The organism is Pseudoalteromonas sp. MM1 (genome assembly GCF_030296835.1).
Taxonomy (GTDB): domain Bacteria; phylum Pseudomonadota; class Gammaproteobacteria; order Enterobacterales; family Alteromonadaceae; genus Pseudoalteromonas.
The window spans coordinates 2985950-3012944 of record NZ_AP027922.1; the positions used below are offsets into that span (position 1 = coordinate 2985950).

22 protein-coding genes are annotated in these 26995 nt (G+C 39.8%); 9 read left to right on the plus strand and 13 right to left on the minus strand.

Annotated elements, in window-relative coordinates; genetic code table 11:
* Complete coding sequence (locus QUE46_RS13425; RefSeq protein ID WP_286245184.1) at window positions 1-2679, plus strand: porin; 2679 nt, start codon at window positions 1-3, stop codon at window positions 2677-2679.
* The gene (locus QUE46_RS13430) at window positions 2672-3739 is read left to right on the plus strand and encodes a cytochrome-c peroxidase (RefSeq protein ID WP_286245185.1); all 1068 of its coding nucleotides are present in this window, start codon (window positions 2672-2674) and stop codon (window positions 3737-3739) included. Before QUE46_RS13425 ends, QUE46_RS13430 begins: the two co-directional genes overlap by 8 nt.
* Window positions 3740-3755: 16 nt before the next feature.
* On the opposite strand, the gene QUE46_RS13435 is transcribed toward QUE46_RS13430, so the two are convergent.
* Window positions 3756-4283 carry an acyloxyacyl hydrolase gene (locus QUE46_RS13435; RefSeq protein WP_286245186.1) on the minus strand — a complete coding sequence of 176 codons (528 nt, stop codon included), beginning with the start codon at window positions 4281-4283 and terminating at the stop codon, window positions 3756-3758.
* A 167-nt stretch (window positions 4284-4450) separates the two neighbouring features.
* On the minus strand, window positions 4451-5788 hold the full coding sequence (locus QUE46_RS13440) for an MATE family efflux transporter (RefSeq protein WP_286245187.1): 1338 nt from the start codon (window positions 5786-5788) through the stop codon (window positions 4451-4453).
* 172 nt (window positions 5789-5960) lie between these two features.
* Here QUE46_RS13440 and QUE46_RS13445 point away from each other — a divergent pair, with 172 nt between their 5' ends.
* Window positions 5961-6857 (plus strand): LysR family transcriptional regulator, encoded by an 897-nt coding sequence (locus QUE46_RS13445; RefSeq protein ID WP_286245188.1) that lies wholly within the window; start codon window positions 5961-5963, stop codon window positions 6855-6857.
* 87 nt (window positions 6858-6944) lie between these two features.
* Here QUE46_RS13445 and QUE46_RS13450 read toward each other — a convergent pair whose 3' ends face one another.
* The 4 genes from QUE46_RS13450 to QUE46_RS13465 all read right to left on the minus strand — a co-directional run bounded on the left by QUE46_RS13450 (window position 6945) and on the right by QUE46_RS13465 (window position 10719).
* Entirely contained in the window at window positions 6945-7184 is a 240-nt protein-coding gene (locus QUE46_RS13450) for a YdcH family protein (protein WP_286245189.1), read from the minus strand.
* Window positions 7185-7320: 136 nt separating this feature from the next.
* Complete coding sequence (locus QUE46_RS13455; protein ID WP_286245190.1) at window positions 7321-9168, minus strand: monovalent cation:proton antiporter-2 (CPA2) family protein; 1848 nt, start codon at window positions 9166-9168, stop codon at window positions 7321-7323.
* Window positions 9169-9170: 2 nt separating this feature from the next.
* Complete coding sequence (locus tag QUE46_RS13460; RefSeq protein WP_286245191.1) at window positions 9171-9779, minus strand: NAD(P)H-dependent oxidoreductase; 609 nt, start codon at window positions 9777-9779, stop codon at window positions 9171-9173.
* A gap of 94 nt (window positions 9780-9873) precedes the next feature.
* Window positions 9874-10719, minus strand: a complete 846-nt coding sequence (locus QUE46_RS13465) for an enoyl-CoA hydratase/isomerase family protein (protein WP_286245192.1) — start codon at window positions 10717-10719, stop codon at window positions 9874-9876.
* Between the two features lie 347 nt (window positions 10720-11066).
* On the opposite strand from QUE46_RS13465, the gene QUE46_RS13470 reads away from it, so the two are divergent.
* Window positions 11067-12365 carry a YHYH protein gene (locus QUE46_RS13470; protein ID WP_286245193.1) on the plus strand — a complete coding sequence of 433 codons (1299 nt, stop codon included), beginning with the start codon at window positions 11067-11069 and terminating at the stop codon, window positions 12363-12365.
* 390 nt (window positions 12366-12755) lie between these two features.
* Entirely contained in the window at window positions 12756-13523 is a 768-nt protein-coding gene (locus QUE46_RS13475; RefSeq protein ID WP_286245194.1) for a DUF6515 family protein, read from the plus strand.
* A gap of 53 nt (window positions 13524-13576) precedes the next feature.
* Here QUE46_RS13475 and QUE46_RS13480 read toward each other — a convergent pair whose 3' ends face one another.
* Complete coding sequence (locus QUE46_RS13480) at window positions 13577-14089, minus strand: hypothetical protein (protein WP_286245195.1); 513 nt, start codon at window positions 14087-14089, stop codon at window positions 13577-13579.
* A gap of 17 nt (window positions 14090-14106) precedes the next feature.
* Entirely contained in the window at window positions 14107-16803 is a 2697-nt protein-coding gene (locus tag QUE46_RS13485; RefSeq protein WP_286245196.1) for a DEAD/DEAH box helicase, read from the minus strand.
* 257 nt (window positions 16804-17060) lie between these two features.
* Between QUE46_RS13485 and QUE46_RS13490 the strand changes: the two genes are divergently transcribed.
* Complete coding sequence (locus QUE46_RS13490) at window positions 17061-18071, plus strand: SMI1/KNR4 family protein (protein WP_286245197.1); 1011 nt, start codon at window positions 17061-17063, stop codon at window positions 18069-18071.
* 103 nt (window positions 18072-18174) lie between these two features.
* Here the strand turns inward: QUE46_RS13490 and QUE46_RS13495 are convergent, their stop codons facing one another.
* Window positions 18175-18873: an NUDIX domain-containing protein gene (locus QUE46_RS13495; protein WP_286245198.1), complete on the minus strand. Its 699-nt coding sequence runs from the start codon at window positions 18871-18873 to the stop codon at window positions 18175-18177.
* 186 nt (window positions 18874-19059) lie between these two features.
* Between QUE46_RS13495 and prs the strand changes: the two genes are divergently transcribed.
* Together prs and QUE46_RS13505 are read left to right on the plus strand one after the other, a co-directional pair.
* Window positions 19060-19914, plus strand: coding sequence for a ribose-phosphate diphosphokinase (prs, locus tag QUE46_RS13500; RefSeq protein WP_286245199.1), 855 nt, complete (start codon window positions 19060-19062; stop codon window positions 19912-19914).
* A gap of 10 nt (window positions 19915-19924) precedes the next feature.
* Window positions 19925-21520 carry a nicotinate phosphoribosyltransferase gene (locus QUE46_RS13505; RefSeq protein ID WP_286245200.1) on the plus strand — a complete coding sequence of 532 codons (1596 nt, stop codon included), beginning with the start codon at window positions 19925-19927 and terminating at the stop codon, window positions 21518-21520.
* A 42-nt stretch (window positions 21521-21562) separates the two neighbouring features.
* On the opposite strand, the gene QUE46_RS13510 is transcribed toward QUE46_RS13505, so the two are convergent.
* Complete coding sequence (locus QUE46_RS13510; RefSeq protein WP_286245201.1) at window positions 21563-22036, minus strand: VOC family protein; 474 nt, start codon at window positions 22034-22036, stop codon at window positions 21563-21565.
* A 173-nt stretch (window positions 22037-22209) separates the two neighbouring features.
* Between QUE46_RS13510 and QUE46_RS13515 the strand changes: the two genes are divergently transcribed.
* Window positions 22210-23226 (plus strand): substrate-binding domain-containing protein, encoded by a 1017-nt coding sequence (locus QUE46_RS13515; RefSeq protein WP_286245202.1) that lies wholly within the window; start codon window positions 22210-22212, stop codon window positions 23224-23226.
* A gap of 60 nt (window positions 23227-23286) precedes the next feature.
* Here QUE46_RS13515 and QUE46_RS13520 read toward each other — a convergent pair whose 3' ends face one another.
* The 3 genes from QUE46_RS13520 to QUE46_RS13530 all read right to left on the minus strand — a co-directional run bounded on the left by QUE46_RS13520 (window position 23287) and on the right by QUE46_RS13530 (window position 26990).
* Window positions 23287-23757, minus strand: a complete 471-nt coding sequence (locus QUE46_RS13520; RefSeq protein ID WP_286245203.1) for a GFA family protein — start codon at window positions 23755-23757, stop codon at window positions 23287-23289.
* Window positions 23758-23862: 105 nt separating this feature from the next.
* Complete coding sequence (locus QUE46_RS13525; protein ID WP_286245204.1) at window positions 23863-25935, minus strand: catalase; 2073 nt, start codon at window positions 25933-25935, stop codon at window positions 23863-23865.
* A gap of 221 nt (window positions 25936-26156) precedes the next feature.
* A complete protein-coding gene (locus QUE46_RS13530; RefSeq protein ID WP_286245205.1) occupies window positions 26157-26990 on the minus strand; it encodes a mechanosensitive ion channel family protein in 834 nt (277 codons plus the stop codon).
* Window positions 26991-26995 lie beyond the last annotated feature (5 nt).

Below are 26995 nucleotides of genomic sequence, written 5' to 3' on the forward strand. Positions count from 1 at the left end.
ATGCAGACACCGACTACCCTCGCGTGTCTGCTTTTGCTTTCTCAGGGTGTATACGCCGCAGAGCAGCAACAGCAGACCGAACCAAAGCCACAGCCATGTAACGAACTTAAAGATGAGCAAAAAGAGCGCTGTGAAGCACTTGAGCACATTGAAGTAAAAGGCCAGTACATAGGCATAGAAGTACCCGAAGTTATTGGGCGTTCTTATTTAAACCGTGATTTTATAAACGCCACACCTAAAGGCAATGGCGATATAAATGAGCTAATTGCATTGCTCCCTGGCGTGCAGCTAAGTAACGAAGCGTACTCTATTGGTAGCTTAGCTGAGATCAGCGCGCCAGAAATATCAATCTCAGGGGCGCAGCCTTGGCAAACAGGGTTTTCGTTAGATGGGTTAAATTACAATAACCGCATAGATCCAGCAAGCAGCAGCCGATTAAGCTCTTCATCAGACGATGTGTCGGGTGGCGTACAAAGTATGAACGTAAACTCCGATGTAGTTGAATCTATTACTGTTTATGATCATAACATACCGGCTGAATTTGGTGGTTTTTCGGGTGGTATTGTTGATAGTAAAACCAAAAGCGTATTTGCAAACGACAGCTTTAGTTTTGGCGTGCGGGGAAATCAAAGTAGCTGGGGGAGTTATCATTTTATAGAGGCTGATCAAGACAGTTCACAGCAAAATGTTGACCAAAGCACGCTTGAAGAGCCTAAATACGAAAAAATTAGCTATAACCTGCGTGCTAATAAACAAATTAATGAGCGCCATGGCTTAATGATGAGCGTTAATTACTTAACCAGCGACATCAGCGATTTATCGCTAGGGGAAGTAAAAACCCAAAGCAGAACAAACATAAATGCGATTGTGAAGTATGGCTACCGAAATGGCTGGGTAGATGCACTAGATTTAACACTAATGTACTCTCCATACGAAGTTGATAATTTTATAACGGATGCCAAAGACAGTGACTTTCATTTAGAAGGCGGTGCTATTGGCGCCGTTGCGGCATTAACCGAGCATTTTGACTTTGCATCGTGGCACAGTAATCTTAATTTTAGTATGAGTGACAGCAGCCGAGAAGGCCCAGCTCACTTTTATAGCTGGCTACAAGCCAAAGGGAAAGATTGGGGGCAATACGCCGACCAAGGCGATGCGCAAACACGTTACTCTCGCCAAGGGGGGTATGGCGCCCTAGATAATACCCAATACACCACCAGCTGGAAAAACACCCTTGATTTTAAAACGCTGGAGTTTGCAGACACTGAGCACCGCATTAAGGCCGGTATTGAACTTATTCGCCAAGAAGTAGAACGCGAACGTATACAAAATAGCTACAGCTACGACTCCCCTATTATATGGTCTAGCGCGAGTACGCCACTTAACTGCAGCGGTTACACACTTGATTGCCAAGCACTTCAAACCACTATTTCTATTGATGAGTTAGCAGCGCAACTTGGTGGCGAAATTGATTTTAATAATCAAGCGCACATTACTGCCTATACAAATAATGTAACCGCTACAGCGCAGTATTTTAATGGCCGTTTAGTCACCCCAGCCGAATACATTAACGTAACACTTAATCGTGCCTCGTTTTATGTAACCGATAGCATCACATTAGGGCAGCTAAACCTAAACTTAGGTATGCGCTACGAATATGATGACTTTTTAGCCAATCATAATATCGCACCACGTATATCGCTCGGTTACGACGTATTTAACGACAACCGCACTATTATTAGCGCAGGCGTTAACCGCTATTACGACTCTGCCATTATTGGTTATAAAGTCAAAGAGCAGCAGCGTTTTTCATATCGAGAGTACCGCCCTATTGAAAACGGTTACCTGCAAGGGTGGCTACCTTCTAACTATACTGGCGCATTTAAGTACCGCTTTGATGATGTAAACACCCCGTACGATGATGAACTCGCATTAGGTATTGCACATTCATTTGAAAAAGCAGGTAACGTATCGATTAAATATGTAAAACGTAAAAAGCATCAGCAATTTTCTCAGGTTACCGATGAAGAAGCAGGTAGCGATGGCTATAAATATATTCGTATGACCAACGAAGGTGATGGTAGCTCAGAGCGCTATTCTATTTCCTGGAGCGCGCAGTTTGGTAGCCATTCATTATGGGCTAACGCCTCCTACGCTGAAAACAAAGTCTCTAACGATGACTACAATGCCACTGCTGAAAATACCCCCCTTGACGAACTCGTTTACTACGTAAATGCAAGTGGCAGCGGCGAGCTTGTAACGCTTGGACAACTTGATCAAATTCGTACAAACTTTGGCACTCCGATAACCGGTGCGCTAGGTTGGAATGTTGATTGGAGCAATTCATTAAGCACAGGGCTTAACGTAACCTTTAGTGATAGCTACACCAGTGCTGTTAGTACCGGCGCAAGCGAAAGCATAGGCCTTGAACAGAGCTGTGCAAATTGTCCTGCAGAATCAACACTTGTTGATGTATACGAAGAACAAGAAATTCGTGCCAGAACCATGCTAGGCCTTAGCCTGCGCTATAGCCACAACCTAACAAAAACCCAGTCAGTTGAAATAAGAGCAGATATTTCTAACTTGTTGAATGCACGTACTTACACAGTAAACGAAGGCGCATCGGGTATTGAGCCTGGGCGTATGTTTTGGCTAGGAGTTAGCTATAACTATGATTAGGTTATTAAGCATTTTTTTTCTGTGCTCATTTAGCTTAAACGCCACACCAACAAGTAGCCACGATTTACGCTCACTGTATAGCAAAGGCCAAGCAAACTGGCCTGCTATTCAAACCAGTGATGGCAGAAGCGTTGAGCCCATGTCGCTTTTGCCTGTAGCCTCGCCAAAACCTGAGCATGTTGCTTTAGGTGACAAGCTCTTTCATGATGTGCAGCTCTCGCGTAATAATACCGTTAGCTGCGCAACCTGCCATGAGCGCGACAAAGGCTTTCATGATGGCCGCACAACCGCAGTGGGAATTGATGGGCAAATAGGCACGCGTAACACCCCTGCTATTTTTGGTATTGATCAGTGGCAAAGTTTTTTTTGGGACGGCCGCGCAAGCACCCCAGAGCAACAAGCGCTAATGCCCATAGCAAACCCAATTGAAATGGACTTAGACCCTGAGATAGCCTTAGCGCGGGTAAATAAAGATAAAAGCTACCGTGTATTTAATCAAAGCGCTTTTAATAGTAATACCCTCACTTCAGAGCAAATGGCAAAAGCCTTAGTTGCGTTTGAGCGCACATTAGCCGCGCCAAATAGCCGCTATAAAACGTTTTTAACGCAGCTTAATAAAAACCCACAACAAGCAGTGAGTAGTCTAAGTGATAGTGAGTTAAATGGCCTGCACCTATTCAGAACTAAAGCCAAATGCATGACCTGTCATAATGGTGCACTGCTCAGTGACAATCAATTTCATGGCACTGGGCTACATTATTATGGCCGCCGTTTTGAAGATAAAGGCCGCTTTGACGCAACCCAAGACCCAGAACATATTGGCCAATTTAGAACGCCATCGCTTTTAGGTTTAATGCAAACATTTCCGTGGATGCATAACGGCTTATTTGATGATTTAGCCGGTATTGTCGCCTTATACAACCATGGTGGAGTAAGACCAAGACCACGAAAAAACCAACTAAACGACCCACATTTCCCTAAAACCACCGACCTGCTTATAAAGCTTAATTTAACCAAGCAAGAGCAAGCAGACCTAGTGGCATTTTTACGTATATTATAAGCGCTGAGTTACTCACTTAAAGTGCGCGTGAGTAGCTTAGCGATATAAAATCAAGGCCTGGGTTAGGCTTTTTGATACCTGCGTTTGAATAATTAAAATACTTGAGCGACACACTGTGTTGCTCAGCCTCACCAAATTTCATGGCAATGCCTAGGCGATCTTCAAACTGGTAATGGGTGCTTATGTTTTTACCTGCAAATTTGGTGTCGTCTAATAGGCTTAAACCAATACCAAACTCGGCAAAAATGCGGTTCCCAGCAATACTGCCAATAGGATAAAAAATAACTGGCGAGAGCGATAAACCTAAATTAGCGTCGTAGCGTTTTGGGTCATCGTATTCAAAAAAGTTGGCATTGGCTTCTAGGTAAATCTCTAGCTCTTCAAAGCCCTCTATTTGGTAATCTAAGGCATATTGATAAGCCACCTTAACCCCTCGCACGTCTCCTTCACCTTGGATGTAGCTCATCGAAAAGTAATCTTGCGCAGCCGTTGCAGCGCCTGCGTATAACGTTATTGCTATTAAAAATAGTTTATAAAGTTTCATGTTATTCACCTCAAGCAGCTCAATTTTTATTGCAATTGCTTGACCTAAACACAGCAAATTTAGCTGCTATAGATTAAGCAATGATTCAATGAGGTGTATAATAATTGCATGCAACTATTTTGATAATTGCAATTATAGTAGAATAACTTTCTTCAATATATTGATAATTAAACAGTGATGGAGCCCACGCTAACGTGTGTTGTTAACCGCTTATATTGCTGCTTAAAAAGCTGCCAACCCACAATACCCGATAAGGTATTACCGCATGCCATACCAATAAACAGCCCTGTTAAACCGTAAAAATACGAGCCTAACCAAAGTAGTGGTAAGTAACATAAAAATAGCCGCAATATAGAGATAAATAAGGCCGTGGTCGCAAAGCCCAGCGCGTTACATACCGATACCGTGATCATACAAACACCCAAAGCCGCGTAACTCAAGGGCACAAGTACAAAGTAATCTGCCAGATTAGCAACAATTTCACTATTATTGCTAAGCGCATTCGCGAGCGGGTTAGCCACACCTAGCATAATAACCGCTAATAAAATTTGTATGCCAATAACAAAACCACACGCAAGTTTTACTACGTTTAATATTTGCCTAAACTCGCCCCGTCCTTTTAAATTTCCAATAATGGGGGGCAGCGCCATGGTAAGCGCTAAAATTAAAATAATTGCTATATATTCAATACGGTTTGCAAGCCCCCAAGCTGCTACAGCAAACCCACCATACGCGGCAATCAGTGCCGTTACTATCATGGCTGAAATAGGCGGAATAAACTGTGAAAGTAAAGCCGGTGCCATCATTTTTGCAATGGCTTTTATTGCCTGCTCGGTGCGGTTTTTTAAAACATCAAAGGTTACAAGTTCTCGTTTAATAAGCGTGTAAAACACCACGACTAAGCCTATTGCAAAAGCAACACAGCTTGCCCATGCAGCCCCCGCTAACCCCATATTAAAGGTAAACATAAACAATGGATCGAGCGCTATATTTAACACGCTGGTTAGCACCATAATTCGCCCAGGCAATAAGGTTTCGTTATGGGCACGGCAAATGCTGTAACCAAAATAAAGAAGCGCTCCAAGCCAGCCGCTTATTAGCCAAGGCAACCAGTAAAGCTCGGTTAAATTAAATAACGAAGGCGTTGCACCCAGCGCTAAAATGATAGGTTGCTGAAAAAACCACAACGCCAAGCACAACAGCGTTACTATTGCGGTGCCAATAAGTACGATTAAGCTACCTAAGTAGCGTGCGTAGTTAACTTTGTTTTCCCCAAGTGCAGTAGAAATGGTCGCGGTTGCAGCAATACCTAAGCCTACTTGTACTCCCACAATTACCTGAAAAATAGCAATACTAAAGGCAACTACAGCGAGCGGATCAGCGCCTAACTTAGCAATAAAAATACTATCAACCAGCTGGCTTCCCATAATAGAAAACAAGCCAACCAACATAGGCCAAGTTTGCTTGAATAAATACTTTAGAAGTAATGATGTATTACGGCTCATAAGGCAGGATCACTCTAAACTTAAAAATTTAAACGAGAAAAATACCAAAAAAAAAGGCGCTTATAGTAAGCGCGACAGGAAAAGTCACAATGAATAAGCTGTTAGTATATTTACACAACTAAGTATTGATAATATAGTTGTTTAAATAATCAGTTTATTGAAAAATTTGATAATGAACATTGCCCATTTAAATCTGTTTGTCAGAATCGCAACAACACACAATATTAGCTTAGCTGGCAAGGAGTTAGGTTTGTCGGCTGCGGTTTCTAGTGCCCAAATGAATAAGCTTGAAGAAACGCTCGGCGTTAAACTTATTCATCGTACAACCCGAAAAGTATCGCTAACCGAAGAGGGCCAAGCTTTTTTACCCCACGCTGAGGAAGTTCTTGCTAATGTTGAAATGGCACGCGCTTCGGTAGGTATTGGCAGCGTAACGCCACAAGGTAAATTACGCATTACCGCCCCTGCTTCGTTCGGGCGTATGCATATTATCCCTGCATTGGCTGGATTTATTGAGCAATACCCCGACCTGACGATTGATTTACGCTTGAGCGATAGCATTATTGATATGGTAGGCGGTGGTTTTGATATAGCAATACGCGATGCAGCCCTAAACGACTCAACCCTAATTGCTCGAAAAATTGCCCGCGATAAACGCTTAATTTGCGCATCGCCTAATTACCTTGCAAAACACGGCACCCCAACAACACCGCAAGATTTAAAAAATCATACTTGCGTTAATTTACATGGTTTAACTACGTGGTCGTTTATTACACCCGAGGGCACACAAAACATTAAAACCAACAACGTATTACAAGCCGACAACGGTGAAGCGGTGCGCGATGCGTGCGTGCAAGGCCTAGGTATTACCTTAATGTCGAGCTGGTGTGCCTATAAAAAACTACAAAGCGGCGAGCTGGTGCAAATTTTACAAGACTACCCACTGGCATCCGACACCGCTATTTGGAGTGTTTACCCAAGTTCGCGTTTATTAGCACCAAAAGTAAGGGCCTTCATAGACTACTTTAGCGGCTACTTTGGTGACGAACCCTACTGGGAAAAAATATAATTATTTAACCGTAACATACAAAAGCACAAACCTAGGTTTGTGCTTTTTGCGTTTTTAGTTTTAATCTTCAAGTTTTAAACAAAACGATTATTTATTGGTTAAACGCTTATAGATGATGTCTTTTAGTACTGCGCGATCATGCTTTAACTGATGCATTGCTTCGTCATCAATTGGCGCATTTTCAAGTTCTAACTCGCGAATTTGTGTATCCAGTGCGTTGTATTTTTCAACTTGCTGTGCAAATTCTGCATCACTTTTAATAAGCGATGTGAGTGTGTCTGTGTGCTGTGGAAATTCGTTCGCTACTGAGTGGTTTTCGCCTAACATAATTGTTCTCCGTTGTTTTAATAGGTAGCCCCTTGGGCATATAAAAATAGTAGCAACCAACCTTTATTTTTATAATGCCCATTTTAGCAGAGTCACTTTATTGAATAATTTGATAATAGCTTGATATAAACTAACGCTACGTTGGGTTTTTAGCTTTCCAGGCGTTATCGGTCGCTCTTAGGTTTTCGCTATCTATACTCATTACTTGCTCAAGATGCTGATGATGCTGCTTATACGCCGATATATAATTTTCTTGCTCGTTGCGATTTTTATAAAGCTCAGGCATTACATGAGCATCTTTTTGTTTAAATAAACGTTGTAACCGGTAAGCCTCATAGGGCTCTACTCCTAACGCTTCTAAAGCGGCTTGCCCCATTTCTAGTGCACTACCAAATGTTTCTCGATGAATGCTATTAAGGCCGCTATCCATGAGGTTAAACTCGGCTTCGCGGTTGTATGCACTAATTACTATTTTAAGCCACGGAAAATGCTTTTTAGCCAGCTCAGCCAAATGTTTGGCTCGTTCGGTATTGCTCATGGTAATGACCAGTAGTTCTGCCGATGCTGCTCCTGCTGCATGAAGTAAATCTAAACGCGTGGCATCGCCATAATACACTTCAAAGCCGAGTTTTCTCAGTAGGTTAACGTTGTTAGCATCGTTATCTAAAATAACGGGTTTAATACCTGAAGATATTAAAAAGCGGCCAAGGTCTGTGCCTAAGCGGCCAAATCCTGCCAAAATAACACGATGATTTTGCTGTGCTATGGTATCGGGCTCTGAGCTTTGTGCCGGTATTGCTTGGTTTTGTGCTAAAAACTTATCATGAAAAATAAATAACAACGGCGCTAAAAACATTGAAATAGCCACCGCCGATATAAGCGGATCAATCACGTTATTGGCTAATACACCGTTATTTTTTGCAAACTGAAATAACACAAACGCAAACTCTCCACCTTGCGCTAAGGCAATGGCAAATAACGAGCGCGCTCCCGAGCTAATTTTAAATAACTTGCCAACAATTACTAATACCAACCACTTTATGGCAATCAAGCCTGTTGTTAAGCCAAGAATTAGTAATAGGTTATCGCCAATTAACGTAAAGTTTAAACTCGCCCCAATGGAGATAAAAAATATCCCCAGCAGCAAGCCTTTAAAGGGCTCTATGTCGCTTTCAAGCTCGTGTCTAAATTCGCTGTCGGCAAGTACCACACCAGCTAAAAATGCCCCAAGCGCCGGCGATAGCCCTACCGCAAGCATTAACAAAGAGGTACCAATAACCAAAGCAAGCGCAGCAGCAACAAACACTTCGCGAATACCGGTTTTTGCTACGGCTCTAAATATAGGCTGGCTGGCAAATTTACCAATTAAAAATACCGCAAAAATAGCCGCGAGAGTCAGTATCACTCGCAAGTAATTAGGCAGTGTTGTTATATCAAAAAGCACAGAGCTGTGGTGCGAGCGGCCCGCTATAGCAAGTGTTGCCAGTAACGGCAGTGCTGCAAGCATAGGAATAACCGCTAAATCTTGAAATAACAATACAGCAAACACACTGCGCCCTGCCTCTGTGTTCATTTGGCCTTTTTCTTGAAGGGTTTGTAGCACAATAGCCGTAGACGATAACGACACGATTAAACCAACCGCCAATGCTTGCTGCCACGGTAAAAATATTAGTGCAATAGCAGTAATAATAATGCTTGTAGCAATTACCTGCGAACCACCAATACCTAGAATAGGCAGCTTTAACTGCCACAGTAAAGACGGTTTAAGTTCAAGCCCAACTAAAAATAGCATCATCACTACGCCAAATTCAGTAAAGTGCATAATGGCTTCTACATCACCAATTAACGAGGCGCCAAAAGGCCCAATAATAATACCGGCAATTAAATAACCCAGCACTGAGCCTAAGCCTAATTTTTTTGCTATGGGTACCGCAATGGCCGCAGCGGCTAAAAATATAAATACTTGAAGTAAAAAACCTTCCATAGCTAGTCCCTCCTAATAAGTTTATTTAAATCAGAGTTTAAAAATTCACTGTGCGCCAACTGCGCTGCATCTAGCTTGCTATCTCGCAGTGCTAAAATAGCCCGGCGATATTGCTGAGCATAATTATGTACCTGCTCTGGTGCTAAACCACGGTGCACACCACTAATTACAAATGGTGGTAAGCACTGCATTTTGCATAAATTAACAGTGGCTTTAAAAGGTGAAGTGAGTTGATCTATGGTGAATTTATTTATGCCCGTAGGCGTATAGGTATCGGCATCGCCGCCAGTTGTAATGGCCTGTAGCGCCAATTTATTTTTTAATGCATCACCTTTTGAGCCGTACGCCCAATCGTGCTCAAGTACTAGGTCAAACCACTGTTTAATAATGGCTGGGCTTGAGTACCAGTAAAAAGGATGCTGAAAAACAATAATGTCGTGTGCTTCGCACAACGCTTGCTCGCGCTGCACATCAATCATCAGATCGGGGTAATGTGCGTATAAGTCATTAACAGTAACGCCTTCAAGGTCTTCTACTGCGCTGCGTAACCCTTTATTTATATTTGAGCGTGCAGCTGCTGGGTGAGCAAAAATAATGAGTATTTTTTTCATGGTTTATCGCCTATTGCGCTGTAAAAGCAAAGCCTACAGCTGAAGTTAAATAAAATAAGGCGCGCTGCTATGCACTGCGCCTTAGTTAAAACCGTTATTTAACGTCTTGAATTGAAACCACCATGTCGGGCCAATTACGTTGGTTTTCCATGCTGTACTCTGCACCTTGCTCATCGGCGTATTTAAAACGTCTTAACGCAGGTGTTTGGCTTGTCGCTTGATATAACCAATAAGCTTCAGCGCGTAGCGCTTCTTGAATAGGTAAGTCGATTGACTCATACACTGCTTGTTTGGTCGCATTAATCGATTCGCTTGGCCAAAGCGCAATGCGTTTTGCAAGCTTATCAACGTATGGGCCTATTTCGTCTGGGTTTAGTGCGCGGTTAACGGTGCCGTAAAATTCGGCTTGGTCTGCGTCAAAATCATCGGCGCTCAGTACTATTTCAAGCGCTCGGCCTAAGCCTGTTTGACGCGCCATGCGCGATGCACCACCGCCACAAGGTAAAATACCCATGCCCACTTCCATTTGCATAAACTTAGCTTTACCGCGTGCAGCAAAGCGCATATCGCATGCGAGCGCAAACTCATGGCCGCCGCCTCGGGCAAAGCCTTCTATTTTTGCAATGGTTGCTTGCGGTAATCTACTAATGCGCTCTAGCACAACTTGAAGGTCGAGCAGTTTTACTTCATTTCGTGGAACAGCCTTATCAGACATATCCTTTAAAAAATCGGTATCGGCATGCGAAACAAATATTTCTGGGTGAGCCGATTGAAATACCACCACTTTAATTTGTTTATCGGCTTCTAACTTTTGTGCCAACATTGTTAAATCTGCAAGCATTGGTAAACCTTGAACATTTACCGGCGCGTAGTCAAAAGCAACCGTTAAAATTCCACTATCTGCAATGGTATTGAATGTAGTAAACCCTTCGTATTTCATAGCGTTATCCTTTGTTATTTTAAATAAATCAATAAACGTTAAATGTTGTTAGCAACAATCAACTGAACGATTTACATTCTAGTAACTAAAGATAAATTTGATAATATTGATATTAAACGAATTAGTTTACTGTTATTTTTGATAATAATTGGTATTACTACCATCTCATTAGTAATTAGCCCTGTATGATTTTTAAACCATTACTTTTTTACGAACTGATTTAAACCATTAAATAATACCAATCCGTATTAATACTTAATTATGCGGATTGGTATAAAACTTTCATTTTATTTGCACAATTTATTGCCATACTAAAACCTGCGTATATAAATCGTTTTGGGGTAAATATGAAATCAATTAAGCGAGGTCGCTTAAAAGCGCCTAGTGGTAATACTAAAAAGGGCAAGCTCGCATTTTGTCTGCTTAGTGCCACGCTACTTTTATCTGCATGTGGTGAACATGCCAAAAACGACAATACACCAGCAACCTCTCAAGAAAAAACGGCCAAAAACACGCTTATTAATACCGATGCATTTAATATTAAAGCCATGGTAAAGCTGCCACAAACTGTAGAGTGCACACTTGAAAACGGCATACAAACCCAGTGTGCTCAAGTGGTTTTAAAATATCAGCCCGACAACATTGAAGTAGGTCCTTTTTGCCCAGAAACGCTCGACGACGTTGGTGGAATTTGGGATTGGGATGGCACCGATGCAGGCCTATATAGATTAGATAAAGCGTTTTTAACCATGCTTAACGAGCAAGGTTATACCTTTTACGATGAAGACGGCAACGTACATATTGTGGATAACGCGACCATTCGCCCTACCGTTGATCATGCATGTATTAATGTATCGGTAGATAAAAGCGTAGAAATTACCGCCCTTTTACCACTGCACCCTGTTATGTCTGAGCAATCAACAGCGTTGGGCACAGTATCTAAAGTAGGTATAGCGCTTGCGGGTGTGCCTATTTTTTCGGATGCGCCAAGCGTGCAGCATACAGGGCATTTACCAGCGCTAGATACGTGCGCAGGCCATATTGATCCAGGTGGTTGGTACCATTACCACGGTACCGCCAGTGATATAGACAGCGTATATAAACACGAACATGTAAACGCTAACTGTAATAACTTGACGCAAAAGCCAAGCGCCCTATTTGGTTATGCCTTTGATGGCTACCCAATTTACGGAAGCCAAGAAGTTGATGGTACAACCCCCGCCGAGCTTGATAGCTGTAATGGCCACACAGGCCCTACGGGTGAAAACGGCACAGTTACTTACCACTATCATGCCAGTAATACGTTCCCTAATTTACCAAAGTGCTTAAAAGGCGTGGTTGCACAAAACAACTTTACGACCACAGCACAAGCGGGTGTAGGTGCTAAACCGCCCGAAGGTACAAAAATAACTCGCCATGAACCACCTGGTGGCGGTGGCCCAAAAGCAGGTGGCCCTAATGGTGGTGGCATGTCACCACCTGGGTTTGCTGAGGCAGCTAACAAACTAGGCGTTAGCGAAAACGCACTTATGCAAGCAATGCAAAATGCCGGCGGCCCTAATGCCGATTTAGCAGTGGTAGCAAAAGCACTTAACGTGACACCGGAGCAATTAAAAGCCGCCTTACCCGAAAAACCAAAACGCTAATTAATCTAAACTCTGGCTAAGAGATTTACTAACATATTGAACCATGGTGATATTTAAGTTTATTTTCTAGCCAGAGACTTTTTGTAAATTCAACGCAATTAGCGCTGAAAATAGCTGCTCGAGATAAATTTATTATCTAAAGTTCAGGTTAAATACAAATTACGGCAAGTGTTAAAAGCACTTGCCGTAACAATTAGTTACGCTACTTAAAGCCTATAAAAGTTCCTAAAATCGTCAAAAATGTGAGAAAACGTTGGCTTGTGTCAAGAACAGTAAACGTTAGTAAAAAGCTGTAAACACAGCCGTGTTATCGGTTACATGTCAGTTACCATTCAGTTTAAAGCGCTAGTATTGAACCTAGTTATGTAACAACATACACGAGGCAATAGTATGAAACTGACTCAATTACTCCCTGCTCTACTTGCCATAAGTGCAGTATCTAACGCTGCATATGCAGCGCCCAATGAGCGAGAAAACACAAAAAGTTTTAATAATGAGCGCGCAAAACGCATCGAATACAAACGAGATGAGCGCCGCGATGATAAAAAACAGCGGATAGAATATAAAAAAAACAAAAGAGAAGATCGCAAACAAGCCAAACGCGAGCACCGCAAAGAGCAAAAGCGCAAAGTTGCCCATTACAAACAACAGCAACGCACACGTAATTATTTTAAACACAATCGCCACAAGGTAGTTACCTACAGACCTGGGCGCTACTTTAACCATTTACCGCGCAATAGTGCATCTATCAGATTTAATGGCATTACGTTTACATTTAGTGATGGTATTTACTACAGAAAAGCGAAAAGAGGCTACCATGTTGTTAAGCCACCAAGAGGTCTAAGAATACGCTCATTACCTAGGCACTACTCGCATTTTAAGCGTCATAATACCACTTACTATACTTACCAAAATGTATATTACGTGGCAGACAATAATGGCTACAGAGTAGTTGATGAGCCTAAAATAGTGGTTAATCAGGCTATAAAGGTAGGCAGTGCTAAAAATTATGATTTAGGCCAAACCTACGACACCCTCCCTATTTCGGCAGAAGCTGTCACGATTAATGATCAACAATATTTTAAGTACCAAGATATTTATTTTCTACCGCAAATAAATGGTGACGAAATAAAATATTTAGCTATAAATTTAGGGTAATAATATTAAAAAGACTCTGTAGGATTACTGAGTCTTTTTTTAAAGGTTTTTAATTATACATTATCGATTAGCAACCTGACCGAGACAACTACTATACTTGCTAACAAAGAAATTATTAATGGTATCACCAGCGGAAGTAACATCATCCCCCCATCCCCTTTTATAAAAGTTGTTAACAGAGAAATATAAAGACTCCAAATAGCAAGGTAGGCTATACAATGATAGATATAATGATCAGCAAAAATTAAAATGACGGGGCAATACCCAGCTAATAAAAAAGGGGAAACAACTAAAAAGACACTAAAGATAAATGTAAAATGCTCATACACAGAAACCTGAAACTTTTTTATAATACTTCGTTTAGCTATTTCTTCCTGATATTTATCGGCCATAATCCCTGCAAACTCTTTTGAAGACATATTCATACTTTTAGCTTCATCAGAAAATTCTTTCGACCGCGCTTTATGCTTTTTAGCTTTGTGTGAACCAATTAAAAAGCTAAATAAAGTTAACAAGATCATTGCAAACAATGCGTAATAACCATACTCAGGCTTAAACAAAGACATAAACATTTTAATTCCTTTTACATTATCGAGTACGTTTCACACACCCTAAGCTTACTAATAATGTGTTGTACACACGTACTTTTATCTACAACCCATAATCCATAACTTATTGGCAGTATATCAATGTTAGCGCGGCTAAATAATTTATAGGTATCGAGCTCAAAAAAATCAGCCCATGGCCCAGGAAAGCCAATTAAATTAATCGCAAGATATCGACCATTATACCGACAAAGAATATCAACATCCGTTCCGGCTATCGTGTAACCAGCCCACGTTTCTATTTTTAAACTAGTTAATTCACAGATAACACTTTGCTGAAATTTATCAATATCAGAGGTTACATTGTGAGTTGCTTCAAACTGCGTTATTGAACTTATATAACATCTTAGTAAATAATGCTCTGGCAATTGCGTTTCATCTATTGATAAAAATACACATTGTTTTTGCCTCGCTCGTGTAATACACACATTAAATACATCTGCTTTATTAATATAAGCCGCAGCTCTTTTAGCATTATTATCTAGCGCAAAAGAGATAAGCATAATGTCTCGCTCCTCGCCTTGAAAACCGAATGGAGTGGCAGATCTCAGTTTATACTTTATTATCTCAGCTTCATTAAAGTGAGTTTCTATCTCTTTGGTAATATAATCAGCTTGGTTTCTAAAAGGCGAAACAACCCCAATGCTATGGCTGATCCCTGCGCTTTTATCATCATCAATTTGTTGCTTAATCGTGTTTATAATACTATCCGCCTCAAGATGATTAATACCTGAACTATCTCGAGTTCCATTAACGCGTTGTACCAATAAGTTACCCGTACTTGTACAAGGTCTGTGCTGCATTATTTTTAACTTTGATTGATAAAAATGTTCGTTACTAAAATTAATTAACTCAGGCTTGCTTCTAAAATGTTCATCTAAAAATGCCAGTTGTTTATTATCGTTTAATGCATTTAAGGTCAGATCTAGAATAGAGTTATCACGATAGCTCATAACGCCTTTATCGCTAAAGCTCACATTATTCTTAGACATAAGCTGGGCTTCTTTGTTTTTTGCCAAAAAAGAGTAATGTTTTAACTGTTTAGTATCACCGACAATAATCGCTCTCTTTGCGCGATAAAGTGCAGGTAAACAACTACTGATGTTACATTGTGTCGCTTCGTCAATAATAACTAAGTCGAACATTTCGGTTTTTAACGGTAGAACTCTATACAAGGTATTTAAACTTACGAGCCACACCGGAAAAGCCGATAATAAAGCCTCGTATTCTATATTATCAAAAAGCTCAAACTGCCTTTTAGATGTGCGACTACGAATAGCTTGGTTAAATGCGTTTAACGATTTACGCTGAGTATCAATTAGCGCTTTAAGGTTTTTATTTTTTAACGCGCTTAAATAATTACTCGCCAGTTTTTCTCTTTTAAGTTGTTGGGTATTTATTTGCTCTAACGAAGACCACTGCTTTGCTAATTGCTTAATACCACGACGAGCAAATTTAATGTATAAATTGCTAAGCCATTCGATATTCTTATCTTCAAGATTTTTGAGTCTTTTACCTCTAATTATGGCTCGGTGGCAAAACTGACTAAAGCGCAGTTCTAATTCATTTAATGAGGTATTTAGCTTGTTTAGTTCAGACTCAATAAGCGCGGGGTTATCTTGTTCATCCGCTAAGTACCCTGCTAATAAATCGGCAATATAATCTTTTAATTTTTTTAAAAATTCTTTTTGTCCGGCGCGTATGGATACATCGCTTAGCCCAAAGTTTTCATCAAGTTTATCGGCTATTACATCCAGTGCGGGATTATTGTTTGCTACAATAAGCACCGATTCTCCTCGCGCCATATGCTCAGCTGCAATCGCTGCAATGGTGTAGCTTTTCCCCGTGCCTGGCGGTCCAGAAACACAGCCTAAATTAATATTTGCGGCAATTGAGATAACTTTCTTTTGCGAAGCTGATAATAGCCCAGGCAAATAATCGTACTTCAGGTTTTTATTTTTAATTGAAGGCTTCAAAGTGTCAATTAAACCGTTAATAGGCGGTGATAGTTCATCTGATTCAATGATTTCTTCTAGCTCATGTAGAACACCTCGGCTACTATTTGAGCGCTCAGCAAAAACCAGCATAGAAGCAGGTAAAAGTGTTGGGGTTTTACTTTTTAAGGCTTTTTTTATTTCTTCAGAATCAGCAAGTTCAGGGTAGTTTAAAAGCTCAAATAGGTTCAGCGCTATCGGGCTTTTTTTTAATAATGAGGTCCAAAAATAAGCTGACTCAATATCAGCTGTTTCATCAATACTTGTAAGCTTGTTACCCTGTGGTATTAATAGTTGAGTTAATGATTCATTTATGTCCGGTTGAGCATCAGTAAGAGAAAAGTAATAGTCATCCTGTTCTTTTTCTATAACAGCTTCATTAAATAAGATAGGCGAAACAACCTGTTTCAACTCCCCCCTAACCTCAAGATTACCAACTAATATAAAGCGTGTATAAAGTAGTACCCGCTCTCGCTGATAGATCTCTACACGCTTCATCATTTGCTTAGCAAAATCTGCAGGAATTGGAAGACGCGGTAAAAACCCAGAACCTAAATCATCTCGGCCTTGAAGAACAAAGCGATCCTCTTTTTTTAGTTTATTTAAATTCCATAAATTTAAATCTGCGCTATCTTCTCTATAGCAATCTCGATAATAAGAAAGTACATTTTTACTGCTCAAAATTAAAACGCCTTATTAACATAGTGTATTTACTTATTATGACCTTTAAGCGCCCCTGTAATTAAAATAACAAGCTCACGCTAATAAGCATATTATACTTTTCTAAAATAAAAAATAAGGCAAATAATTACTATCAAACTATTACACCTTTAAATAAATTTAAATTAAACAGTGTGTTACATATTTATTCTCATAAAGTATAATAAAATGATAAGCTACAAAAAATGAGCGTAATGGATTACATAAAAAGAGGAAAAATGAAAAGCATAATAACTTACAATGAAGATTTAAAAGAAAATAAGTGGGATGATTTTCACTTTGATTTAATCAAAATAAATACACTGCCAGTGTTTGAAAATTTAGATAGCTTTGATGCTATGGATATTTTTAGCGAGTCTATTTTTAAAGAAATACAAAATTTAACAGCTAAGAGTACGTTAAAGTTGCTCATTATTACCCCAGATACAACGTCTGAAAAAGTGTATGGTATTGCTTTTTTACAGGACAAAGAAATTTTAACAATGGAAGTAGAAGCAACGCCTCTATTTAACCAGTGGTTTAACTTAGTTAATGACGATTCCTCAACCCCAAAAATATACTCATTCACGAGTAACAGTAGTTCAGAACGACCCTTATTTGGTAATGAAAACGACTATATATTTAAAGAAACTGGTAAATTTATTTGCAGCCAAGTTCCAAACAGCTTTGTTGCTGAAAAGTTAAGCAAAGAAAAAGCGGACTTTTTAACGCCATTTATTGAGCTTAATGCATGCGATGACTTTAAATTGATAGAACAACATTTTAAAGCGTTGGTAAAACAAAATAGCCTCAATGTTATTGAGCCCAAAGACAACGATGCTATTTATGCTGAGTTTAAAAACGAAGCTGGCTTTGCATTTCCTGCTATACTAAAATCGTTTTTAACACTACATAATGGTGTCGAAAATACAGCATTTATGGATGCCCAACGCATTTTAAAAGAATGGCGAGATTGGCAATCTATTTATAATGAATGGACTCAAGAAGAGCTATTCGACACCGATAATGAAAGCAATGTAAAAACCTTACCTATGTATGTTACTCCTTATTGGGTGCCATTTTTTAATCTAGGAGGTGGGAATTTTATAGCATTGGATTTTGCGCCAAATACCAAAGGCACACCTGGTCAAGTAATATCATTTGGCGCAGATGAACAAAGTGCCATTTACGAGGCTAATAGGTTAAGTGAGTTCCTAAAGAGCTTTATTACTGCAGATAGCTCTGAATAATTCAAATAGCTAAATAGCTCTAATAATTAAAGTATTTACCATATAGCACCTCCCGCTTAAATAAACGCTCTTATAGTTACTTTAAGTGCGTTTACTTAATTTATTAGACACTTAAATTACGTTCGAAATTTACAATATCAACGCCGACTTTTACTTTGTATAACTGTGCTAAGCGACCGCCAGATTTAACTTTTTCATCTAGTGTTTCAAACATACCAGCAGCTTCAATGCGCCTTATTATACTTTTACGCTGAACAGGTTTACCTATAATGGTTTCAATGACTGACTTAAACTGCCCTACGGTAAAATGCTCTGGCAAACAATAAACCGGCGCCATTGAGTACAATGCTTTTTGTTTTAAACGCGCTTTAGCTTGCTCAATAATATACTTGTGATCAAAAGCCACTGGCAAATTATTTACTTCATCTATATCTATCCACTTTGCATCATCAACCGTTTCTATATGGGTTGATACTTGCGCCTCTGCAATTAAAGCAAAATAAACTAAAGTGACACTAAACCCTCTAGGATCTCGATTAATACCTGAGTATGTTTGCAACTGCTCTAAATATTGAGGCGCCACACTGGTTTTTTCTTTGAGCTTTCTAAGCGCCGTCATACTTACGCTATCGTCAATATCTACGTCAACAAACCCACCTGGCAGCCCCCACCGACCTGCAAATGGCTCGCTCGCACGCTTAACCATCAGTACTTTTAGGGCACCGTTTTTAACAGTAAATAACACACTGTCGACTGTAAATAATGGATTTTTGTATTCAGTAATATCGTAATGATTAGTCATTGCATGCCCATGCAAAGTTAATGTCTTAGTGACACAATAAATTAAACACACCTCAATTTCAACCTACCGTTAAACTACAGACATATTATTGATTCAGTGATTTAGTTTAAAAAACAGCTTGATTACTATAGGTACATTTGATAATTTAATTGTGTCGCTAGGACACAAACATTAAAAGGACAAAAAATGAAAATATTTAGCTATAACTCAACAGGAAGTAAATCGTTAGTTGATTATGATCACTTTACTTTTTCAGGTGGTGAAGAGCATGTCAGATTCAACACTGCTAATTTTTCAGACTCTATAAAAATAGAGATTTTTGAACGACTAACCAACTCTTCAAAAATGGTTAGATTAATGATTGCTGTTGATGCGTTAAAAAGATTAACAAATGAAAGCACGCCTATCGAACTTGTTATTCCTTATTTTCCTTATGCACGCCAAGACCGAGTATGCGTTGAAGGAGAAGCGCTAGGCGCTGCTGTTATGGCAAATTTTATTAATAGCTTAAATTTTTCAAAGGTTACTATTTGGGATGCGCATAGCGATGTATCCCCTGCTTTAATTAATAGAGTAACTAATGTTGAGCAAATTTCGTTACTTGGACGCTGTGAAGAGCTTAGCCAACGTTTAGCAAAAGGCGAACTAACGCTTATTTCTCCTGACGCTGGAGCAAGTAAAAAAACGATTAAAATTTCAGAAAAATTCAATGGCGTACCCGAGGTTATTCAAGCTCAAAAAGTAAGAAACTTAAAAACAGGCGAAATAATAAAAACAGAAATTATTGGTGATGTTAAAGGTAAAAACGTACTTATTGCTGATGACATTTGTGATGGCGGCAGAACGTTTATTGAACTTGCAAAGGTACTAAAAAGCAATGGTGCTGCTGAAGTTTCTCTTTTTATAACTCACGGTATTTTTTCAAAGGGGCTTGATGTTTTTGAAGGCCTAATAGAGCGCATTTATACAACTGATTCGTTTAAACCGGCTAATGAGTTTAAAAATAGTAACACCATTAGTTTACAAATAATTGAGATGTAAGGAAAACACCATGACTATTACAGCTGCAAGTATGCAAAAAGATGTTTATAAAGAATTTCATAGCCGTGCTTATCACCCAGATGTAAGTGAAGTATATGCAAACTTTACATCAAGAAGCGGAAAGCTTAGCAACATAGAAAATAACGATAAAGTTGCGTTTGTTGGTCTTCAATACTTTATTAAAAGTTATCTTTTAGAAGAATGGAATGAGTTTTTTAAACTAGATAAAGCAACTGCCGTTGCTAACCATAAACGTATAATGAGCTCAATGCTTGGCTATACAGTTGATGTAAAATACTTAGAAGACTTACATGACTTAGGTTACTTACCATTAAAAATTAAAGCCTTACCAGAGGGAACATTGGTACCTTACTTAGTACCACCCATAACTATTGTAAACACCAAAGCGGGTTTTCAATGGTTAACAAATATGATTGAAACCGTATTAAGCTGTGAGAACTGGCCTATACAAACCAGTACAACAACCTCTGTTGCCTACTTAAAAGTGTTTAAAGAGTTTGCACAAAAAACAGGAATGCCTATGGAGTTTGTGCCGTTTCAAGGGCATGACTTTAGCTTTAGAGGAATGTTTGGAAAACACGCAGCAGCAATGAGTGGGTTTGGTCACTTAGCATCTGGGCTTGTAGGGACTGACACTATTCCGGCGGTCTTATTTGCAGAAAAATACTATGGTGCAAATGTTGATAAAGAACTCGTGGGCTGCTCTGTAGATGCAACTGAACATTCGGTTACCTGTTCATGGATTATGGAAGGTGAAATAGAGTTTTTTAAGTACTTAATGAAAGAGCAATCACCAAAAGGGATTTTAAGTGTTGTATCTGACACATGGGACTTTTGGACACTTGTTACTGACTACTTGCCTCAGCTGAAAAGCGAAATAATGGCGCGCGATGGCACCTTAGTCATACGCCCCGACTCAGGCGATCCTGTTAAAGTATTAACAGGTTACAAAGTTTCACCAGTATCTGATTACAAAGAGTTATTTGAAACACAAAAAGAAGCTGAAGCTAACGTTATTAATAAAGGCTATGAAGCGTATCGCTTTAATGGTCAATATTATGGATTTGAAGGTAGCAATACTATTGAGCTGATGGAATGTGAAGTTAAAGGGCTTATAGAGTGTCTATGGGATATATTTGGCGGTACAACAACTTCAAAAGGCTATAAATTGCTCGATGACCACATTGGCGCTATTTACGGCGATGCTATTACTCTTGCACGTCAGCGCCACATACTACAACGCCTAATGGATAAAGGGTTTGCTTCAAAGGTCGTACTTGGTATTGGCTCATACAGCTACCAATACGTAACACGTGATACACATGGCTCTGCGGTAAAAGCAACGAGTGTAGTTAAAGCAGGTGAACGTTTAGCTATTTTTAAAGACCCAAAAACTGACTCAAAGAAAAAATCGGCTAAAGGGCTCTTAAAAATAGACAGAGTAAATGGCGAACTCACTTTATTTGATGACGTAACCGAGCAAGAAGAAGCGAAAGGCCTACTAGAGGTTGTTTTTGAAGATGGTAAAATAGTTAAAGAAACTACACTAAGTGAAATTAGAGCTTTAATAGATACACAAATTTAATTGTTAAAATATTCTATTCTAACCTCCAAAGAGCAAGTTACTTTATGCATCTTGCTCTTTTGACATTAAGTCGGCCATTCTCTTGTTAATTTCTTGCTCGCTTAAATCTTCTTTATGGGTGCCTATGGTCCAAATATGCCCGAATGGGTCTTCTAGGGTGCCGGCTCTATCACCATAAAATTGGTCGTGTACTGGGCGCACTTCTGTGGCGCCAAGTTCAATTGCCTTTTTGAATACGCTGTCTACATCTTCTACATAAAGCATTAAACTTACCGGTGTGCCACCAAGTGCATTGGGGCTTTTAAATGACTCATCTGGGCATGAGTCCGAAATCATAATATGGGAGTCACCAATTATAATTTCAGCATGGGCTATACCGCCCTCTGGTAGCGGCATTTGCATGACTAACTGCGCATTAAATGCATCACGATAAAAGCAAATAGCTTGCTGAGCACCTTCTATAATTAGGTACGGTGTTACTGAACTAAACCCCTTAGGAATTGCTGAAACGGCCATGCCTATCTCCATAATTTTATTGTGGGTGTAAATTTAGCGTATAGGTTAAAAACACTTCTTTCAATGTGTTATGGCATGCAAATTAGCATAATTCAACTAGCCGATTTAAGGTTAATAACTATACTGACCATAATATATATCTTACGAATAAAAAATTAATTAGGACTTTTATAATGTTAGCAAATTTAAAATTAGCTCTTCAAAAGTTTAAAAGTCTTAAATTTTTAACCTTGAGTACATTGCTTTTATTTACTCACCAAAGTGCAGCCAATGTGGTTATAGCAATTGTAGGTAAAACAAAAAATGACTCTTTTTATCAGCAAGCTTTTAAAGGGTGTTTAAAGTTTGCAAGTGAACATCCAGAAATAATATGTAAATACGATGGCCCAAAAGACTTTCAGGATATCCGCAGCCAATCTATGGTTATTAATAATTTAGTACAACAAGGAATTGATGGACTTATTGTTGCCACCACCGATTCTCAGCATTTAGTGACCCGCTCACTTATGGCGCTAAAAAGTAAAAACATTCCGGTCATTACCTTTGACTCAGACCTACTAGAAAAACATCAGCATCATCGACTCGCATACGTAGGCAGTAACAACTTCGACTTTGGTGTTGCCCTAGGCGAGCAAGTAAAAAAACTGACCAACAAAGCAAATAATACGCTTTGCATGCAGTCGGGGCACCATACAACCCCAAACTTAAATAAACGTATTGCAGGTGTGAGGTATGCACTTTCTAAGCAATCAACTGAGCATTTATCTGGTCAAAATGGTTGGCGCGAACACAGCCGTTGCCCATTATTTAGTTTAGGTAAGCGCGAAGAGTCACTAAAGCAGTTAATGCATTTATTAAAAATGGAGAATCCCCCCATTTTTTTAGCTGTAGCGGGGTTTGCACAGTTTAACCCTAATTATGTAACCGCCTTAGCGCCTTTTAAACAACGCATTGCTGATAAAGGCATTATTATTGTTTCTGCCGATACAGAAGAAATACAGCTAAATGTGTTAAGTAAGGGGTTGTCTTCGGCTAACATAGGGCAAAATCCATTTGAAATGGGCCGCTTGAGCACCAAGCTAATGCATGACTACATTTTACATAATAAAAAGCCTGCTCAATCTCACTATTACACCGACTTTCACTACTGTACAAAAAGTAACGCCTCACATTGCACTGTAAATCATTAAAATTTTACCCAATTGAGGGGATGCCTTTTAAGTACAATACAATGCATTATAGTAAGCGTATTATTGCTCTAAATTTAAACGTTGATGCCACGCTGCAATACTTTCATCCGGATACTCTTCAAATTGCTTATCACCTTTATTTATGGGTGCATTTACCCAATTTGCTTTACTACCAAGCATTAAATGAGTGCGCTCTGGCGGTATGGGTAGTTCGCTGTCTATTGAACCGGCAAAGGGGTGAACTTGCTCAGGCCAACGTGCATCGTATAACCACAAGTTAGCGCTACAATGTTTACAAAAATGGCGTTCAGCGGGGCTGGTTTTATCACCAATTTTGGCATGATAAACAGTTATGTGTTCACGCCCTTGCACTTCAAGCGTTTTATACTCTGCGCTTAAATTAATAACAAACCCACCACTGCCAGCGGTTTTACGACAAATAGAGCAGTAACATAAGTTATAAGGATAAGGGTGCTTTGAGTTAACCGTAAATTTCACTTTGCCACAGTGGCATGAGCCATTGAGCCTCATAATAAATCCAATTGTTTATTTTGTGAGTTAATACCATAACCATTAAGCCATAAAAAAACCACACCCTTTACAGGTGTGGCTTTTATGAACTAAATGGGTCGTTTATTAACGTTGCCAAAACCTTAAATTGCGTAGCACTTCAATAAACTCACCGGCTGAATGTGCTTCTAAATCTACCCAACCATCGTCGGCTTTACCATCAAGCCCTGCGGCTTCAAATAAAGGCATTGCCTCTTGCGTGTAGCCAATGTATTTCATATGAGCAAACGCATCGTTTACAAAGTCTTTAGCCTCAGGAATGCCGGCAAGTTTTTCAGCGCCCTCTTGAGTCGCCAGTATGATTACCGCATCGTACAATACCGAAGGGCCACCATTAATTACTTGGTCCGCGGCAATATGTTTGCCTTTACTACAACATGCACCACCCACTTGAGCGGCCACAATTTCGTAGTTAGCGCCTTCAGCTTCTAAAGCATTTGTAACCGAATTGAAAATTTCAGCGTCAAAGCCATCGCTTACTAAAATACCTAACTTTCGGCCTTTAAAGGTATTAGGCGCATTTTTTAAAATACTAAGCGCATCTGAAGTAGGTAAATCGTCACGCGTTGGTATTGCAGCTTCTGCCGGCTCTGGCATTTCTTGCAAGCGCAAGCCTTTGGCAACCTCTTGCGCTAACGTGTTGTCTATATTAAGTAAGTGCGAAACCACACGCTCACGTATTGGTAAATGCTCAACTTTAGAAAGCTCAAATACCAGTGCGTATTGAATATGCGCTTGCTCAACGTCTGTTTGGCTTAAATAAAATTGGCGTGCTTGGCTGTAATGATCGCTGAATGTTTCAGAGCGATAACGTAATTTATCACCGCCACTTACTTCAGGCTCGCTTGAGCTTTTAAAGCCATGCACAGGGCATTCACGAGGGTTATTTTCACCACTGCTCCACGAGTTTGGTTCGTAATTTACACGTCCTTTTGGATTGTGCATTGCCATATGGCCATCTTGCTGAAAATGACGCATTGGGCATTTAGGCGCATTAACCGGAATGTGCGTAAAGTTAGGCCCACCTAAACGCTTAGTTTGCGTATCTAAGTACGAAAAGTTACGACCTTGCAGTAGCGGGTCGGGTGTAAAGTCGAGCCCTGGTACAATATTTTGAGTACAAAAGGCAACTTGTTCTGTTTCTGCAAAAAAGTTTTCTACAACGCTCTCAAGCACCATACGGCCAACAATTTGTACTGGCACTTGCTCTTCAGGAATAAGTTTAGTGGCATCAAAAACATCAAATTCAAATTCATCAGCAAATTGCTGATCAAACACTTGCACACCTAACTCCCACTCTGGGAAGTCGCCGTTGCTAATAGATTCCCACATATCTCTGCGATGAAAATCAGGATCGGCGCCATTAAGCTTAAGTGCTTCGTTCCATACTACCGATTGCATACCTGCTTTTGGTTTCCAGTGAAATTTAACAAATTTTTCATCGCCCTTAGCATTAATAAATTTAAAGGTATGAACGCCAAAGCCTTCCATAAAGCGTAAAGAGCGCGGAATAGCTCTATCAGACATTGCCCACATCACCATGTGCATTGACTCAGGTGACAAGCTCACAAAATCCCAAAAGTTATCATGCGCTGTTTGTGCCTGCGGAAAACCACGATCAGGCTCGGCTTTAGCGCTATGAATTAAATCAGGAAACTTCATTGCATCCTGAATAAAAAATACAGGTATGTTGTTACCCACTAAATCCCAGTTTCCTTCTTGGGTGTAAAACTTAACCGCAAAACCGCGTACATCACGTGCTAAATCTGGCGATCCTTTATTCCCTGCAACCGTAGAAAAGCGAGTAAATACAGGCGTTTTTTCACCTTTGCGCTGAAAAATATCTGCACAGGTTAAGTCTTCAAGCGTATCGTAAGTTTCAAAATATCCGTGTGCGCCATAGCCTCTGGCATGTACCACACGCTCAGGAATACGCTCGTGATCAAAGTGAAAGATCTTTTCACGCATTACATGATCTTCTAATAAACCTGGACCGCGCTTGCCCGCACGTAATGAGTTTTGATCGTCGCTTACAGGGCAGCCCTGTGCGGTGGTCATGGTAGGATGTTCATCTGATGCCTTTTGATGCAATTCGCCACCATGCCCTTTATTACCTGAGTATTTAAATGATTCAGCCATGTTTAGTCCTTCATACAATTTGATTAATGGGTCGATAGTTTTTATGAACTTTAAAACTAAAAGCGACTATGCAAATGCAAAATAAAGACCAGCCACGTAATAAGGGGGGTTAGCGCAAAAGAAGCTACATAACAGGGTTTACACAATGAAAATTTTACAAACCCATGTAAGTTTGCAATATAAATGGGGGCATCATTGCAATGCCCCGCTTTAACGTAAATTTAAGCGTTATTCTCGTTAACTAAAATTACTTTACGATGTGGAAATGGAATTTCGATATTGTTTTCATCAAGGGCTTTTTTGATAAGCTCTGGCACCGTGTATAAAATTTCGAAGTAGTGCTCGCCTTTACAAAATGGCCTCACTAAAAAATCTACCGAGCTATTGTTTAATGTTTCTACTTCTACAAAGGGGGCTGGGTCTTTCAAAATATGTGGGTGAGCCTCAAGCACGCTATCAATAACTTTACGAACAGCGTCGGTGTTTTCATCGTATGCCACACCAAAGTGCATATCTACGCCGCGAATAGGATGATGCGAATGATTAATAATCTGTGCTCCCCAAATTTGGCTATTTGGGATAATAACTTGCTGATTATCGAACGTTTGCAAAATTGTAGTAAACATATCAACCTCGGTAACTTTACCAAAGCGCCCAGCGGCTTCAATAAAGTCGTTTACTTTATAAGGTCTAAATATCAGTAACATTACACCTGCAGCTAAGTTAGACATAGCACCTTGCAGCGCTAAACCAATTGCTAAACCCGCTGCACCTAATAGCGCAATAATTGAAGCCGTTTGAACACCAAAGCGGTTTAACACGGCAATAAATACAAACGCTAGAATAACATAGCGCGCCATACTGCCTAAAAAGCGAAACAGTGTGTCATCAAAGTGAGTGTATTTATGGCATAAACTAATAATCATATTACGCACTTTTCCCGCAAGCCATAAACCAATTAGTAATATAACAATTGCCATTAGAATATTTGTTGCCCACATGATTGCTGCCGGCAAATACTGATTTACATCAATATTATTAATTATCTCGTCCATTTTAT

Bases quoted from the DNA above. Each gene is read 5' to 3' on its own strand.
- QUE46_RS13490 (WP_286245197.1), top strand. From the start codon at position 17,061: ATGAAAAGCATAATAACTTACAATGAAGATTTAAAAGAAAATAAGTGG.
- QUE46_RS13465 (WP_286245192.1), bottom strand. From the start codon at position 10,719: ATGAAATACGAAGGGTTTACTACATTCAATACCATTGCAGATAGTGGA.
- QUE46_RS13525 (WP_286245204.1), bottom strand. From the start codon at position 25,935: ATGGCTGAATCATTTAAATACTCAGGTAATAAAGGGCATGGTGGCGAA.
- QUE46_RS13425 (WP_286245184.1), top strand. From the start codon at position 1: ATGCAGACACCGACTACCCTCGCGTGTCTGCTTTTGCTTTCTCAGGGT.
- QUE46_RS13515 (WP_286245202.1), top strand. From the start codon at position 22,210: ATGTTAGCAAATTTAAAATTAGCTCTTCAAAAGTTTAAAAGTCTTAAA.
- QUE46_RS13495 (WP_286245198.1), bottom strand. From the start codon at position 18,873: ATGACTAATCATTACGATATTACTGAATACAAAAATCCATTATTTACA.
- QUE46_RS13520 (WP_286245203.1), bottom strand. From the start codon at position 23,757: ATGAGGCTCAATGGCTCATGCCACTGTGGCAAAGTGAAATTTACGGTT.
- QUE46_RS13455 (WP_286245190.1), bottom strand. From the start codon at position 9,168: ATGGAAGGTTTTTTACTTCAAGTATTTATATTTTTAGCCGCTGCGGCC.
- QUE46_RS13435 (WP_286245186.1), bottom strand. From the start codon at position 4,283: ATGAAACTTTATAAACTATTTTTAATAGCAATAACGTTATACGCAGGC.
- QUE46_RS13440 (WP_286245187.1), bottom strand. From the start codon at position 5,788: ATGAGCCGTAATACATCATTACTTCTAAAGTATTTATTCAAGCAAACT.
- QUE46_RS13530 (WP_286245205.1), bottom strand. From the start codon at position 26,990: ATGGACGAGATAATTAATAATATTGATGTAAATCAGTATTTGCCGGCA.
- QUE46_RS13505 (WP_286245200.1), top strand. From the start codon at position 19,925: ATGACTATTACAGCTGCAAGTATGCAAAAAGATGTTTATAAAGAATTT.
- QUE46_RS13430 (WP_286245185.1), top strand. From the start codon at position 2,672: ATGATTAGGTTATTAAGCATTTTTTTTCTGTGCTCATTTAGCTTAAAC.
- QUE46_RS13450 (WP_286245189.1), bottom strand. From the start codon at position 7,184: ATGTTAGGCGAAAACCACTCAGTAGCGAACGAATTTCCACAGCACACA.
- QUE46_RS13470 (WP_286245193.1), top strand. From the start codon at position 11,067: ATGAAATCAATTAAGCGAGGTCGCTTAAAAGCGCCTAGTGGTAATACT.
- QUE46_RS13445 (WP_286245188.1), top strand. From the start codon at position 5,961: ATGAACATTGCCCATTTAAATCTGTTTGTCAGAATCGCAACAACACAC.
- QUE46_RS13480 (WP_286245195.1), bottom strand. From the start codon at position 14,089: ATGTCTTTGTTTAAGCCTGAGTATGGTTATTACGCATTGTTTGCAATG.
- prs (WP_286245199.1), top strand. From the start codon at position 19,060: ATGAAAATATTTAGCTATAACTCAACAGGAAGTAAATCGTTAGTTGAT.
- QUE46_RS13460 (WP_286245191.1), bottom strand. From the start codon at position 9,779: ATGAAAAAAATACTCATTATTTTTGCTCACCCAGCAGCTGCACGCTCA.
- QUE46_RS13475 (WP_286245194.1), top strand. From the start codon at position 12,756: ATGAAACTGACTCAATTACTCCCTGCTCTACTTGCCATAAGTGCAGTA.
- QUE46_RS13510 (WP_286245201.1), bottom strand. From the start codon at position 22,036: ATGGCCGTTTCAGCAATTCCTAAGGGGTTTAGTTCAGTAACACCGTAC.